This is a genomic window from Streptomyces sp. NRRL S-1813 (assembly GCF_000719605.1).
GTDB lineage: Bacteria > Actinomycetota > Actinomycetes > Streptomycetales > Streptomycetaceae > Streptomyces > Streptomyces decoyicus.
Genome location: NZ_JOHB01000041.1, coordinates 25,714 through 40,256, shown reverse-complemented (window position 1 = coordinate 40,256; position 14,543 = coordinate 25,714). Strand labels below are relative to the sequence as shown.

Genomic DNA, 14,543 nt, shown 5'->3' with positions numbered 1-14,543 from the left:
TGGCCCTGCCACATACCGGGCGGCGTCATATATCAGCTCCCGTCGAGATTACGCCTCTGATCCAAGATCTGGACAGCCTCTCCGGCATGTGAGACGCCTGCCCGGACTGCGGACACCCGGGAGGAAGTCGTTCGTGCAGGTCGTGGCAGCGATCAGGCCTCTGGGGCGCCGCGGAAGCCGATTGTCAGGGCTGTGTCAGATACCGCTGGAGAGTCGGCGCGACCATGGCGATGATCTCCTCCGGGTCCGCCGAGGCGACCGGGTCCATCCTGATCACATAGCGCAGCATGGCGATCCCGATGAGGTGCCCGGCGGCCAGCTGCACCCGGAACTCCGGGTCGGGGACGTGCAGTTCGCCCGCCACGCGCTGGAGCATCCGGCGCTCGATGAGGCCGCGCAGCACCGCCGCCGCGGTGTCGTTGGTCAGCGCCGAGCGCATGATCGCCAGCAGCGGCTGCCGGGTGACCGGGTTCTCCCAGACGCCGAACATGAAGCGGGCCATCCGCTCGCCCACCCCTTCACCGCCGCCCGCGACCGCCTCCGGCATGGTCAGCGCGGGCGCGAAGGTCAGCTCGATGGCGGCCTCGAAGACCTGCTCCTTGGTGCCGAAGTAGTGATGCACCAGCGCCGCGTCCACCCCGGCCGCCTTGGCGATGCCCCGGACCGAGGTCTTGTCGTAGCCGCGCTCGGCGAACTCCGTACGGGCCGCGGCCAGAATCCGCTCACGGGCACCGGGACCGGCCTCGGCGGCGGCGCGGGCCGGGCGGCCCCGGCGGCGTACCGGTGGTGCGGGCGGCGTACCGGGCCCGGGGGACGCGTCCTGCGGCCCGTCCCCGCGGCCGCTCACGAACCCGGGACCCAGGTCGGCGAGGCGAGATGCAGCCGGGTGAAGGCCAGCGCCTCGGCCAGGTCGGCCTCGCGTTCGGTGGCGGACATCGCCCGGCGGGTATTGACCTCGACGACCACATGGCCCTCAAAACCGGTGGCCGCCAGCCGCTCCAGCATCTGCGCGCAGGGCTGGCTGCCGCGCCCCGGGACCAGGTGCTCGTCCTTGGCGGAGCCGTTGCCGTCGGCGAGATGGACGTGCGCGAGGCGGTCGCCCATCCGCCCCACCATCTCCAGGGCGTCGCTGCGGGCGGTGGCGGTGTGCGACAGATCGACCGTGAAGTGCCGGTAGTCGTCGTTGGTGGGGTCCCAGTCCGGGGCGTACGCGAGCATCTCGCGGTCCCGGTAGCGCCACGGGTACATGTTCTCGACGGCGAACTTCACGTCCGTCTCGTGCTCCATCCGCCACACCCCGCGGACGAACTCCCGGGCGTAGCTGCGCTGCCAGCGGAACGGCGGGTGCACGACCACCGTCGAGGCGCCCAGCTTCTCCGCGGCGGTGCGGGCGCGCTGGAGCTTGACCCAGGGGTCGGTGGACCAGACCCGCTGGGTGATCAGCAGACACGGGGCATGGATGGCCAGCACCGGCACACCGTGGTGGTCGGAGAGCCGGCGCAGCGCCTCGATGTCCTGGCTGACCGGGTCGGTCCACACCATGACCTCGACGCCGTCGTAGCCGAGGCGCGCGGCGATCTCGAAGGCCGTCGCCGTCGACTCCGGATACACCGAGGCCGTGGACAGCGCGACCTTCGCATCCGGGATGCGCACCACTGGCTCTGTCACGAAGGACAGCGTACGGGCCGTGGCAGGGCGCAGGGCAGGAGGTCCGGCGGCCCCGGCCCCCTGTCGGTGGAGGCGGGGGACGGCGGGACCGGGGACAACGGGTGTGGCGGGGTCCGACGGGGCGTGACGAGTCTCACGCCCGCCGGGCGGGCGGCGGCCGGGTGCCGTGCGGGCGCCGGGCAGCCGCCGGGCGCCCTACGGCAGATGGTCCAGCCGCCGCAGAATGACGCCCTCGCGCAGCGCCCACGGGCAGATCTCCAGCGTCTCGACCCCGAACAGATCCATCGCCGCCTCGGCGACCAGCGCCCCGGCGAGCAGCTGCCGCGAGCGTCCCTCGGACACACCGGGCAGCCTGCTCCGCTCGTCCGCGGACATCGCGGCCAGCCGCGGCACCCACTCCTCCAGCTTCTTGCGGGTCAGCTCCCGCTGGACGTAGAGCCCCTCCCCCGAGCGCGCGGCGCCCGCGATACGGGCCAGCTGCCGGAAGGTCTTGGACGTGCCGACGACGCGGTCGGGAGTGCCGTAGCGGCTGAATTCGCTCACCACCTTGGCGATCTCGGCGCGCACCCGGCGGCGCAGCGTCCGGACGTCGTCGGCCTCCGGCGGGTCACCGGGCAGATCGCCCGCGGTCAGCCGTCCGGCGCCCAGCGGCAGCGACACCGCCACGTCCGGGTCCTCGTCGAGGCCGTACGCGATCTCCAGCGAGCCGCCGCCGATGTCGAGCACCAGCAGCCGGCCGGCCGACCAGCCCAGCCACCGGCGGGCGGCGAGAAAGGTGAGCCGCGCCTCGTCCTCACCGGAGAGCACCCGCAGCTCGACGCCGGTCTCCACGCCGACCCGGCGCAGCACGTCCTCCCCGTTGGTGGCCTCGCGGACCGCCGAGGTGGCGAACGGCAGCACGCTCTCGACGCCCTTGTCCTCCGCCACCTGGAGCGCCTCGTGGACGGTCGCCACCAGGCGCTCCACGCCCGGGTCGCTTATCGCCCCGGCCTCGTCGAGGAGTTCGGCAAGGCGCAGCTCCGCCTTGTGCGAATAGGCGGGCAGCGGGCGCGCGCCCGGGTGTGCGTCCACCACCAGGAGATGGACCGTATTCGAACCCACATCGAGGACACCGAGTCTCATACGGGGAAACCTACTGCGACCGCCACGCACTCCTGTCGTCGCGGTGCCCCCCGCGACGCGCCTTAGGCTGGAGGCGTGGCAAAGACGAAAAAGGCGAAGCACGAAAAAGCGCTCATGAAGGAAGAAAAGCGGCGCTCTCAGGCGACTGAGGGGGCGCGGTCCCCGAAGAAGGCCCCGGCCGACGAGGTCGGCCTCGACTTCGCCCGCGCCTGGGTCACCTTCCCCGACCCGGCCGACGACGAACAAATCTTCCGCTGCGACCTGACCTGGCTGACCTCCCGCTGGACCTGCATCTTCGGCAGCGGCTGCCAGGGCATCCAGGCCGGCCGGGCGGACGACGGCTGCTGCACGCTCGGCGCGCACTTCTCGGACGCCGACGACGAGAAGCGGGTCGCCGAACACGTGGCACGGCTCACGCCCGACGTGTGGCAGCACCACGACGTGGGCACCGAGTCGGGCTGGGTCCAGGAGGACGAGGACGGCGAGCGGCAGACCCGGCGCTGGGAGGGCTCCTGCATCTTCCAGAACCGCCCCGGCTTCCCGGCCGGCGCGGGCTGCTCCCTGCACCTCCTCGCGCTCCGCGAGGGCCGCGAGCCCCTGGAGACCAAGCCGGACGTCTGCTGGCAGCTGCCGGTCCGGCGCACCTACGACTGGATCGACCGGCCGGACGACACCCAGATCCTTCAGGTGACGATCGCCGAGTACGACCGGCGCGGCTGGGGCCCCGGCGGCCATGACCTGCACTGGTGGTGCACCTCGGCGACCTCGGCGCACGGCGCGGGCGACCCGGTCTACGTCTCCTACAAGCCGGAGCTGACCGAGCTGATGGGCAAGAAGGGCTACGCCAAGCTCGCCGAGCTGTGCGAGGAGCGGCTGGCGGCGACACTGCCGATGGCGCCGCATCCGGCGGACCCCACGCCCCCGAAGAAGCCTCAGAAGCAGAAGGGGCGGACGCAGGAGAAGCAGGACGTAGGAGAAGCAGCGGAAGAGGAGGCAGGGGGCACGTCCGGGGCGGCGTGACGCCGGTGCGCGCGACGTGCCTCCGGTGCGCTCAGCGGGCGGGATGCGTCGTGTTCGACGGTGTCGAGGACGGGCCGGGGCCGGTCGGCTTCGGGCTCGGCGTCGGAGACGTGGGGGCGGGCGTCGGGGTCGTCGGGGTCGGGGTGGGTGTCGGCGCCGGGTGCGAGGGGCGCGGTGTCGGCTTCGGCTTGGGGGGTGGCGTCGGGCGCTGCGGGCCCGGGGCGGGGCCGGTCGTGCCATGGCCCTTCAACGTGACGGCGGTGCCGCCGGGCTCGATGGCGATCCTGGCCCGCCAGTGGCCCGCGGGCTCCCGGTCGTGGTCGATATAGACCGTGATCGTGGTGGACTCGCCCGGCCGCAGCGACCCCGCCGTATGACTCATCTGAAGCCAGGCCGCGCCCGCCGACGCGCGCCAGCGCACCGGAGCGCCGCCCGAGGCGCTGAGCGTGAGGACCGTGGTCCGGCCCCTGGGCTGCGCGGCGACCGTCAGCAGAGCGTGGCCGGACACCTTGCGGCTGTCCGGCCCGCCCGGCCGCTGCGGGGTGCCGTCCGCGCTGATCACTTCGACGGACACATCGGGCGTCCCGTCGCCGGTCCGGATACCGGGCTCGGGCGACGTCCTGGCGTTGCCCGCGTTCTCGTACGGGCGGCCGCCCAGCCGCTCCCCGGCCTCCGTGTCGCTGGCCGTCACCGAGGGCGTGCCGTCCGCCGCCTCGTCCGTGGCGGAGCCGCCCTGGTACGCCGCCCACAGGGCCAGCACCGGCGCCGCGATCACCGTGGCGACCACGGTGGTGGTCAGCGCCCGGCCGCGCCGCCTGCGCCGGCGGGCCACCCGGTCCGTAGGGGGGCCGACGGGAAATCCGTTGCGGTCATAGCGAGGAGAACCGTTTGCCCCACCCGTCCGGCCACCGCCTCCCGCACCGGCCACGCCTTCCGCACGGCCCGACTTGGCGCCCCGGGCCGCCGCCAGCGCACCGAACACGGCCTCGTGCGGCGCGGCGACCAGCGGCAGCGTGCCCCGGACCACCGGCGCCGTACCCGGCCAGGTCCCCGGGGCGGTGGCCCGCTCGGCGGTCCGCCGGCACTCGGCACAGTCGTCGACATGGCGCACCAGCTCCCGGCTCAGCGCCGCGCCCAGCAGCATCTGGGTGTCGCCCGCCAGCTGCGCGACCTCGCGGCAGCGGCCGGACTCGACGACGGCCAGCGCCGCCCGGGTCCGCTCCACCTCGCAGGACGCGGCGGCCAGCAGCGCACGGGTGGCGATCGGGTCGGCGCCGAGCACCGCGGCGACCTCGTCGGCCGAGAGGTGGTGGCGCACGGAGAGCTCCAGCGCCTCGCGCTGCTGGGGGGTGGTGCCCGCGGCCTCCGGCCAGGCCAGCGCGGCGAGTTCACGCTGCCGGCGCTCGGCGTCGGCGGTGGCTGCGGCAGCGGCTGCGGCGGTGGCTGCGGCGTCCGGGCCCTTGGTGTCCGGGCCCTTGGTGTCCGGGCTCTTGGGGGGCGGACTCTTGGCGGCCGGGCCGGTGCGCTCGGCGAGCCGGCGCAGACAGGCCCAGCGGGCCAGGGCGTAGAGCCACGAGCGGTAGCGCGCCCGGTCGGCGGGGCGCCGGCCGTGGTGCCGCTCGGCGAGTGCGAGCATCTCACCGAGCACCGCGGTCGCCGCGTCATGTTCGCACAGCACCGACAGGCAGTAGGTGAACAGCCCGTCCAGGTAGGGCTCGTAGCCGTCGGGGCGCTTCTCCGGGGGGCGCGTGGCGTCCGGGCCGGGCCGCTCGGAGGGCTGCGGCCGGCTCCGGCGCCGGCCGTTGCCGCGCGACCGGTGTGCGCCGGTGGAGTGCGTGGGGTGCTCGGGCCTGCTGCTCATCACCCCGGCGACGGTAGGCGGATGATGCAGCCGGTCTTGCTCGCGTGGGACACTTTAACCCTTACGGGTGACCATCTCCCTCAAAAGAGGACACGAATGGCCCTTTACACCGCGAGGGCGCTCCGTGTGCGCCACTCGGTCGGTGCACCCGCCGGCGAGCACGGCCCGCCCCCGCCCCGAGAAGTCCGGACGGGGCCCTGCTCCTGAAGAGCCTGCGGGAGCTTTGTCAGACCCCACCGCTACGGTGACCCCATGGCAACGCGTAAATCCTCGGGCAAGGAGCGCCCCTCCTACCGCTGTACGGAATGCGGCTGGACCACCGCAAAGTGGCTCGGGCGCTGCCCCGAGTGCCAGGCGTGGGGCACGGTCGAGGAGTTCGGCGGCGCCCCCGCGGTGCGCACGACCGCGCCCGGCCGGGTCACCACCGCGGCCCTGCCCATCGGCGAGGTCGACGGCAAGCAGGCCACCGCCCGCTCGACGGGCGTGCCCGAGCTGGACCGCGTCCTGGGCGGCGGACTGGTCCCCGGCGCGGTCGCGCTGCTGGCCGGCGAGCCCGGCGTCGGCAAGTCCACCCTGCTGCTGGACGTCGCCGCCAAGGCCGCCTCCGACGCCCACCGCACCCTGTATGTGACGGGCGAGGAGTCCGCCAGCCAGGTACGGCTGCGCGCCGACCGCATCGGCGCCCTCGACGACCATCTGTATCTGGCCGCCGAAACCGACCTCTCCGCCGTCCTCGGCCACCTGGACACGGTCAAGCCCTCCCTCCTGATCCTGGACTCGGTGCAGACCGTCGCCTCCCCCGAGATCGAGGGCGCCCCCGGCGGCATGGCCCAGGTCCGCGAGGTGGCCGGCGCACTGATCCGGGCATCCAAGGACCGCGGTATGTCCACCCTCCTGGTCGGCCATGTCACCAAGGACGGCGCCATCGCCGGACCGCGCCTCCTGGAGCATCTCGTCGATGTCGTCCTGCACTTCGAAGGCGACCGGCACGCCCGGCTCCGCCTCGTCCGCGGCGTCAAGAACCGCTACGGCACCACCGACGAGGTCGGCTGCTTCGAGCTGCACGACGAAGGCATCACCGGCCTCACCGACCCCTCTGGCCTGTTCCTGACCCGCCGCGCCGAGCCCGTGCCCGGTACGTGCCTGACAGTGACCCTGGAGGGCCGCCGCCCCCTGGTCGCCGAGGTGCAGGCGCTGACCGTCGACTCCCAGATCCCCTCCCCCCGGCGCACGACCTCCGGCCTGGAGACCTCCCGGGTCTCGATGATGCTCGCCGTCCTGGAGCAGCGCGGCCGGATCAGCGCCCTGGGCAAACGCGACATCTACAGCGCGACGGTCGGCGGAGTGAAGCTGACCGAACCCGCCGCCGACCTCGCGGTGGCGCTCGCCCTCGCCAGCGCCGCCAGCGACACCCCCCTCCCCAAAAACCTGGTCGCCATCGGCGAAGTGGGCCTCGCCGGCGAGGTCAGACGGGTCACCGGCGTCCAGCGCCGGCTGTCCGAAGCGGCCCGCCTCGGCTTCACCCACGCCCTGGTCCCGTCCGACCCCGGAAAGATCCCCGACGGGATGCGGGTGCTCGAGGTCGCCGACATCGGACAGGCCCTGAGCGTCCTGCCCAAGCGGGTGCGCCGGGAGGCCCCACAGGAAGAGGGCGCACGCCGGTAGACTTTGCCCTGGTCTCGCCCGTCACCGCAGAATTGCCTGTCGGCCACGTACGCTCCGCTGTACGTCAACACGGCATGGGCCGGGCGGCCTGCGGACCGACAGACCTTCCGACGGAGGAGTGCAGTGGCAGCCAACGACCGGGCATCGACTCCCGGCAGGTCCGGCGGCAGTTCCGGCACCGAGAGCCTGATGCGCGCCACGCTGAGCGCCGTCGCGCCCGGTACGGCCCTGCGCGACGGCCTGGAGCGCATCCTCCGCGGCAATACGGGCGGGCTGATCGTGCTGGGCTTCGACAAGACCGTCGAATCCATGTGTACCGGCGGTTTTGTCCTCGACGTCGAGTTCACCGCGACCCGGCTGCGCGAACTGTGCAAGCTCGACGGTGCGCTGGTCCTCGACAAGGACATCACCAAAATCATGCGGGCCGGCGTCCAGCTGGTCCCGGACGCCTCCATCCCGACGGAGGAGACCGGCACCCGCCACCGCACCGCCCAGCGCGTCTCGATCCAGGCCGGCTTCCCGGTCGTCTCCGTCAGCCAGTCGATGCGCCTGATCGCCCTCTATGTGGACGGCGAGCGCCGCGTCCTGGAGGAGTCGGCCGCGATCCTCTCCCGCGCCAACCAGGCGCTGGCGACCCTGGAGCGCTACAAGCTCCGCCTGGACGAGGTCGCCGGCACCCTCTCCGCCCTGGAGATCGAGGACTTGGTGACGGTCCGCGATGTCACCGCGGTCGCCCAGCGCCTGGAGATGGTCCGCCGGATCGCCACGGAAATCGCCGAGTACGTCGTCGAGCTCGGCACGGACGGCCGGCTGCTCACCCTCCAGCTGGATGAACTGATCGCCGGCGTCGAGCCGGAACGCGAGCTGGTCGTCCGCGACTACGTCCCCGAGCCGACCGCCAAGCGCTCCCGCACGGTCGTCGAAGCGCTCGCCGAACTGGACGCGCTCAGCCACACCGAACTTCTCGAACTCCCCATCGTGGCCCGCGCGTTGGGCTACACCGGCGCCCCTGAGACGCTGGACTCCGCGGTCTCCCCGCGCGGCTTCCGTCTGCTGGCGAAGGTCCCCCGGCTGCCCGGCACGGTCATCGACCGCCTCGTCGACCACTTCGGCGGCCTCCAGAAGCTGCTCGCCGCCAGCGTCGATGACCTCCAGACGGTCGACGGCGTCGGCGAGGCCCGCGCCCGCTCGGTCCGCGAGGGCCTGTCACGCCTGGCGGAGTCGTCGATCCTGGAGCGGTACGTGTAGGTGCGCCGGGGGGGCGTGCCGGGGCCAGGGATCGGAGGCACGTGCGGCGTCCTGGACCGGAGGGCACGTGCGGCGCCCTGGGCGGGGAGGGTGCGTGCGGGGCGCCGGTGCCGGAGTGCTTGCGGCGGGCTTGGGCCCGAAGGTGCGTATGTCGGCCGGGCCAGGCCCAGAAGGTACGTACGTACGACGGTGCGCGGAGGGTGCGTGCGCCTGACGGTGCCTGGAGCGGGCGGGCGTTGACGGTGCCTGGAGGGTAGGTGCGACTGATGGTGCCGGATGGTGCGCGGGAGGTAGATGCAACCCGGCCGACGGTCGACGGTCGACGTCACTGATGGGGCTGATGGGGCTGATGCCGCATGGCGCTGATGGGGTCGGACCTCACCGCCGTGGCGCCGCGGGCACCGTGCCTCACCGCCGTGGTGTGGCACCGCGCCGCGGCGAAAGATCCTCCGGCACACCTGTCGCACACCTGTCGCAGCCGTCGCAGGTATCGCAGGTGTCGCAGCTGTCACGCCACAGCGCCAGGTCCGGCGGAACGGCCGACTAGCCGGGCCGGCCTCAGCGGACCGGCGTCAGCGGACCGGTCGCACCCCGGCCGGTTCCCCCGGCCGTTGCCGCCCGCTCCCGGCCTCAGTCCTTGGCGAGGACGAACGACGTATCGGCCGCTTCCAGCCCCGGCACCTTCGCCTCGATCAGGTACTTGCCGGCCGGCACCATGGCCGAGCTCGGAGTGGCGCACTGCGGGCCGCTGGCCCGGCGGTCCCACACGATGGTGCGCTTCACGGAACTCTCGGCCGGCACCTTCAGCAGCGCGGGCGCGGTGCCCGACGGGCAGTCGTTCGAGGCCCACACCCGGTCGTCGCCCGCGGTGTCGGTGATGGTGAGCACCGTGGCCTTCTGCCCGAGGTCCACCTTGCAGGCGGCACCGGCCGCGTTCTTGATCGTCAGCTCGAACTTCGGCTTGACGTCCGGCTCATAGGAATCCTTGACGCTGCGCAGCACCAACTCCGCCTTACCGGAAACGCAGTTGGGGAGCGAAGAGGCGGCCCGGACGGCATTCTTGCCCGAGCCCTGGCCGATCGGCCCATCGGGAACGGAACCCGAACTGCCCGAGCCACCACCGGAACCGTCGCTGTCGCCGCCCGCGGCACCCGAGCCACCACCGGAACCAGCCCCGGAGTCCGAGCCCCCGCCGCCCGACTCATCGCGCCCGCCCGGCTTTTGGTCGTTCACCGGACCACTGGCGGAGGGCCCCGGCGTGATGGACGTCGCGGGCCCGTCACCCTGCGACCCCTTGCCCTCGTCGCCGCTCTTTCCGCCGCTTGCGCCCAAGTTGAGGGCCCACACCACCAGAAGGGCGAGCAGCACGACGATGGCCAGCGCAACGGCCCTCCGCCGCCAGTAGATGGAGGAGGGAAGCGGCCCGATCGGATTGCGCAGTGATCCCACGCGGAAACTCTACGAGAGATCGGCACCAGCACCGGCCAGTACCCGCCGCATCCGGCTGCAACTTTTCCCATGATCGGCCCGGCGACGGCTCCCCGGCCGCGTTTCCGGCCCTAACGGGCCTGATGCCCCCTTAGGTCAGCTTCTGCTCCACTCCGGCCTCACTTTCACCGGATACAGCACACTTGGCGCCCGACGAAGCGGAGAAGAAACGCGAGCCCCTGCGGTGCGCTCCCCCTCACAGAACCCGACACTCACGCCTCACAACACCGGCCCCCACGACGCCAGGCACCCCCGCCTCACAACACCTGGCATCCCCACCTCACGACGCCTGGCACTGTGCCCTCACGGCATCAGGCACTCCACCCTCCCTCACGACATCAGGCACCCCCGCCTCACCGAGCCGGGCAATCGCACCTCGCGACGCCGGGCGCTCGGGGCTCACGGCGCCAGGCCCCCTCCTCACGGACCCGGCCACCCCCACCTCACGAGCCCAGCCACCCCAGCCTCACGGGCTCACGGGCTCACGGGCTAGACCACTCTTCCTTGTGGCCGAAGCCCCGTCCGTTGTCGATCAGCCGCAGCCAGTCGGGGCGCAGCTCCCACAGCTCGGTCCGCTCCAGGGCGGCGCGCAGCCGGTCGCTCGCCGCCACGAAGGGGAAGCGCTCCAGATAGATCCGCCAGCCGGCCGCCCGCTCGGCACCGGCCAGGACGCGGCAGCGGCCCCGGCCCTGAAGCCCGGTCAGGGCGCTCCACTCCTGACCATCCTGCTGCACCGTGAACGCGACCCGTGCGCCGGGCTCCGCGAGGGCCCGGCCGTGCCGCGTCGTGGTCGCCGTGACGAAGTACAGCGCGGGCCCATATCCCGCCGCCTCACCGCCCACCGCACCCACCGTGCCCGCCGCGTGAGTCATGTCAGTCGCGCCGGTCCCGCCGGTCATGTCAGTCGCGCCAGTCACCTCGTTCGCGACGGCCACGGCACTCGCGGCGGTCGCGTACAGCACCGCGCACGCCTGCGGCCCGTCCTCGTCCGCGTACGCCAGCGTCATCGTCGTATGGGCGGCCAGCGCCCGCCGGATCGCCTCCGGGCAGGACGTACCGCCCGGCCCCGCCCCGCCGTCCAGCCCCGCCGCGCCACTCGCCTCGGACACACCGCCCGCCCCCGCCGCTCGGCCGCCCACACGTTCCACCCCGCCTGCCCCGGCCTCACCGTCTGCCCCGGCGCCACGGTCCGGCCCCACCGCACCACCCGGCCCCACCGCGCCGCCGTCCATACCCTCCGCACCGTTCATCTCCGCCATGCCCGCATCCTCGCTTGCGACGCCTCCATTATTCCAGCAACGATTACGGAGAGTAACCAGTTCCCACCGGATCGTGTCGGGGCGCCCGGCCGCCGCGTGCCGCTTGCCCCGGGTTGCCGCCCGGCCGCCGCGTGCCGCTTGCCCCGGGTTGCCGCCCGGCCGCCGCGTGCCGCTCGTCCAAGCCGGTGCCCGGCCGTCGCGTGCCGCTTGCCCCGGGTTGCCGCCCGGCGACCGCGTGCCGCTCGTCCGGGCCGGCGCCCGGCCGCCTCGTACCGCCGGTAGCCGCCAACCGTGCGCAACCGGCCGTCCTGCGTGCGGGTGGGCGCGCGGCGGGGCGGGCCCGGTACGTTTCCTGGGCGACCTTGGACGTGCCAGGATCGGCAGTGCCATGACTTCGACGCCTGTCACCACCACTGCCACGACCGCCGCCGCCGAGACCGCTTCTGCCGCCGACGCGGCCGCGGGAGCCGCCGACGGGACCGCGCTGCACCGCCCGGTCACCGACTGGTTCGACGAGCACGCCCGCGATCTGCCCTGGCGCCGCCCCGAGGCGGGCGCCTGGGGTGTGATGGTGAGCGAGTTCATGTTGCAGCAGACCCCGGTCAGCAGAGTGCTGCCGGTCTACGAGCAGTGGCTGGCCCGCTGGCCGCGCCCCGCCGACCTGGCCGCCGAGGCGCCGGGCGAGGCGGTACGGGCCTGGGGCCGGCTCGGCTATCCGCGCCGCGCCCTGCGGCTGCATGCCGCCGCCTCCGCCATACAGGAGCGGCACGGCGGCGACGTACCGCGCGAGCACGGCCAGTTGCTGGCGCTGCCCGGCGTCGGCGAGTACACCGCCGCCGCGGTCGCGTCCTTCGCGTACGGGCAGCGGCACGCGGTGCTGGACACCAACGTGCGCCGGGTGTTCGCCCGCGCGGTGGCCGGCCGTCAGTTCCCGCCGAACGCCACCACCGCGGCGGAGCGCAAACTCGCCCGCCAGCTGCTGCCCGAGGACGAGAAGCTGGCGGCGCGCTGGGCGGCGGCCACGATGGAGCTGGGTGCGCTGCTGTGCACGGCGCGTGCACCGGAGTGCGGGCGCTGCCCGATCGCCGCGCAGTGCGCCTGGCGGCAGGCCGGGTCCCCGGCGCACGACGGTCCGCCGCGCCGCACCCAGACGTATGCCGGTACCGACCGGCAGGTGCGCGGCAAGCTGCTCGCCGTTCTGCGCGAGGCGGTCTCGCCGGTGCCGCAGCAGGCGCTGGACGCGGTGTGGGGCGAGCCGGTGCAGCGGGCCCGGGCGCTGGACGGGCTGGTCGCGGACGGTTTGGTGGAGCCGCTCGGCGGTGGCCGCTATCGGTTGCCGCTCACGTAGTGCGGCCGTCAGCCGCAGGGAATTACCTGTAGGCCTGTAAGCGAGGAAGGGGGCGCGGTCACTTCGGCGGCCGCGCCCTTCGGTGTCCTCTGCCGTTGCCTGACCCCGTGTCACCTTTGGCGTCACTTGACCGGAAAGTGCACCGGATACGACCGGAAGAAGACCTTCCGCCTGCGCGATGGCCGCCGCGTCACAGCCGATAGGCCTTCCGGCGGGGGTGCTTCTCCCCCCGGAGGATGACCCAAACGGGGCCGCCGTCCGTCCGAGGTATGACCCCTGGCGGGCTGTTACACAACCGAGGGTTTTCCGTGCACTCGCTGTGGGGCCGACGCACATTACGCCGCAACACCCCCTCCGTAGCGTCTTCCTCGTGCTGGAGATGACCGCCAGCACGGTCAACGTGGGGAAACGTAAGCGGATCGGAGGCGTCGGAATGGCGACCAGCGGCGGCAAGGTACTGGACTTCGAAGAGTACGTTCGTACGCGGCAGGAGGCCCTGCTGCGGAGCGCCCGGCGCCTGGTGCCCGACCCGGTCGACGCGCAGGATCTGCTCCAGACGGCACTGGTCCGCACCTACGGGCGCTGGGACGGCATCGCGGACAAGTCACTGGCCGACGCCTACCTCCGCCGCGTCATGATCAACACGCGGACGGAGTGGTGGCGGGCGCGCAAGCTCGAAGAGGTGCCCACCGAGCAGCTCCCGGACGCGAGCGTGGACGACGGCACCGAGCAGCGCGCCGACCGCGCCCTGCTGATGGACATCCTCGGGGTACTGGCTCCCAAGCAGCGCAGCGTCGTCGTGCTGCGACACTGGGAGCAGATGAGCACGGAGGAGACCGCGGCGGCGCTGGGCATGTCCACGGGAACGGTCAAGAGCACGCTGCACCGTGCGCTGGCCCGGCTGCGGCAGGAGCTTCAGATGCGCGACATCGATGCGCGGATGCTGGAGCGTGGCGAGCAGGGCCGGGAGCGGTGCGCGGCCTGACCCGCGGCGCACGGCACGCGGCGCCACGTCACGCAGCACCACAACCGACATCACACCAAGCACCACACGAAACGCGTCTTTGCCGATGAAAACGGACACAACGCCAGGCGCCTTACGGCTCACACCTCGACGCGCGACAATCACCTCAGGAACAGCAGCGGGTTCGGCGGCTGTGCGAGCAGCACGGTGAGCAGGAGCGGATTGACCAGGAACAGGTTGACCAGGAGCGGGTTGACCAAAGGCGGCGCGGCCACGGCAGGTGTGGCCGCCGTCGGCCTTTTGCTGGCCGGGTGCAATCCGGGCGGCGAGGGCGTGCGCAGCGAGGGGACGGCCGGCGCCACCCCCGCGCCCAAGGGCGCGGTGCACACCACTCCCAGCCCGACCGCGACCGCCCGCTACAAGAAGGTCGACGCCGTCAAGCTGCTGAAGCACGCCCCGAAGGTCGGCCAGGATGTGAAGAGGTCGCTGGCCAAGCCGTGCGCCGCGGACGAGTACCCGGTCGAGGTGACGTATGCGTCGCTGACCGGCGCCAAGGCCCCCGATGTCATCGTGAACGTCATGACCTGCGCGGACTCCGTCGGCATCGGCGCGTATGTCTTCCGCAGGCACGAGGGTGCCCCGGACGGGTATGACACCGTGTACATCAACGAACAGCCGTCGGTCTACGCCGGGGTCAACAAGGGCGACCTCGAGGTCTCCAAGCAGACCTACGCCACGGGCGACAAGGTGTGCTGCCCCTCCGGCGAGGACGTGATGAGCTACCGCTGGGCGGACGGCCGCTTCAAGGAGCACGGCCGCCCGTATCACACCGACTACAGCAAGACCACCGCCGACGGCAGCCTGCCGGACGACGGCACGGAAACGGAGGGTTGAGACAAC

Annotated in this window: 12 protein-coding genes; 6 read left to right on the top strand and 6 right to left on the bottom strand. The window is 72.9% G+C overall.

Going from position 1 to position 14,543, the window contains the following annotated elements; all coding sequences use genetic code 11:
- Nucleotides 1–184: 184 nt before the first annotated feature.
- The 3 genes from IF67_RS0134590 to IF67_RS0134580 form a co-directional block, all read right to left on the bottom strand.
- Nucleotides 185–847, bottom strand: a complete 663-nt coding sequence (locus IF67_RS0134590; protein WP_030992469.1) for a TetR family transcriptional regulator — start codon at nucleotides 845–847, stop codon at nucleotides 185–187.
- Nucleotides 844–1,668: a sugar phosphate isomerase/epimerase family protein gene (locus IF67_RS0134585; RefSeq protein ID WP_199812828.1), complete on the bottom strand. Its 825-nt coding sequence runs from the start codon at nucleotides 1,666–1,668 to the stop codon at nucleotides 844–846. The genes IF67_RS0134590 and IF67_RS0134585 overlap by 4 nt, the downstream gene beginning before the upstream one ends.
- Nucleotides 1,669–1,863: 195 nt before the next feature.
- Entirely contained in the window at nucleotides 1,864–2,790 is a 927-nt protein-coding gene (locus IF67_RS0134580) for a Ppx/GppA phosphatase family protein (RefSeq protein WP_030992466.1), read from the bottom strand.
- A gap of 75 nt (nucleotides 2,791–2,865) precedes the next feature.
- Between IF67_RS0134580 and IF67_RS0134575 the strand changes: the two genes are divergently transcribed.
- Nucleotides 2,866–3,810, top strand: a complete 945-nt coding sequence (locus tag IF67_RS0134575) for a hypothetical protein (protein ID WP_234341531.1) — start codon at nucleotides 2,866–2,868, stop codon at nucleotides 3,808–3,810.
- 31 nt (nucleotides 3,811–3,841) lie between these two features.
- On the opposite strand, the gene IF67_RS0134570 is transcribed toward IF67_RS0134575, so the two are convergent.
- The gene (locus IF67_RS0134570; RefSeq protein WP_030992463.1) at nucleotides 3,842–5,671 is read right to left on the bottom strand and encodes a BACON domain-containing protein; all 1,830 of its coding nucleotides are present in this window, start codon (nucleotides 5,669–5,671) and stop codon (nucleotides 3,842–3,844) included.
- 252 nt (nucleotides 5,672–5,923) lie between these two features.
- Here IF67_RS0134570 and radA point away from each other — a divergent pair, with 252 nt between their 5' ends.
- The gene (gene radA, locus IF67_RS0134565) at nucleotides 5,924–7,336 is read left to right on the top strand and encodes a DNA repair protein RadA (protein ID WP_030992462.1); all 1,413 of its coding nucleotides are present in this window, start codon (nucleotides 5,924–5,926) and stop codon (nucleotides 7,334–7,336) included.
- Between the two features lie 123 nt (nucleotides 7,337–7,459).
- The gene (gene disA / locus IF67_RS0134560) at nucleotides 7,460–8,584 is read left to right on the top strand and encodes a DNA integrity scanning diadenylate cyclase DisA (RefSeq protein ID WP_030992461.1); all 1,125 of its coding nucleotides are present in this window, start codon (nucleotides 7,460–7,462) and stop codon (nucleotides 8,582–8,584) included.
- 630 nt (nucleotides 8,585–9,214) lie between these two features.
- On the opposite strand, the gene IF67_RS0134555 is transcribed toward disA, so the two are convergent.
- Both IF67_RS0134555 and IF67_RS0134550 read right to left on the bottom strand, forming a co-directional pair.
- Entirely contained in the window at nucleotides 9,215–10,033 is an 819-nt protein-coding gene (locus IF67_RS0134555; RefSeq protein WP_030992459.1) for a hypothetical protein, read from the bottom strand.
- A gap of 521 nt (nucleotides 10,034–10,554) precedes the next feature.
- A complete protein-coding gene (locus IF67_RS0134550; RefSeq protein ID WP_234341529.1) occupies nucleotides 10,555–11,331 on the bottom strand; it encodes a hypothetical protein in 777 nt (258 codons plus the stop codon).
- 388 nt (nucleotides 11,332–11,719) lie between these two features.
- Here IF67_RS0134550 and IF67_RS0134545 point away from each other — a divergent pair, with 388 nt between their 5' ends.
- From IF67_RS0134545 to IF67_RS0134530, 3 genes are all read left to right on the top strand, one after another.
- Nucleotides 11,720–12,679 (top strand): A/G-specific adenine glycosylase, encoded by a 960-nt coding sequence (locus tag IF67_RS0134545; protein ID WP_030992456.1) that lies wholly within the window; start codon nucleotides 11,720–11,722, stop codon nucleotides 12,677–12,679.
- Between the two features lie 379 nt (nucleotides 12,680–13,058).
- On the top strand, nucleotides 13,059–13,664 hold the full coding sequence (locus IF67_RS0134540; RefSeq protein ID WP_078889799.1) for a SigE family RNA polymerase sigma factor: 606 nt from the start codon (nucleotides 13,059–13,061) through the stop codon (nucleotides 13,662–13,664).
- A gap of 231 nt (nucleotides 13,665–13,895) precedes the next feature.
- Nucleotides 13,896–14,537, top strand: a complete 642-nt coding sequence (locus IF67_RS0134530; protein WP_078889798.1) for a hypothetical protein — start codon at nucleotides 13,896–13,898, stop codon at nucleotides 14,535–14,537.
- Nucleotides 14,538–14,543: the final 6 nt, after the last annotated feature.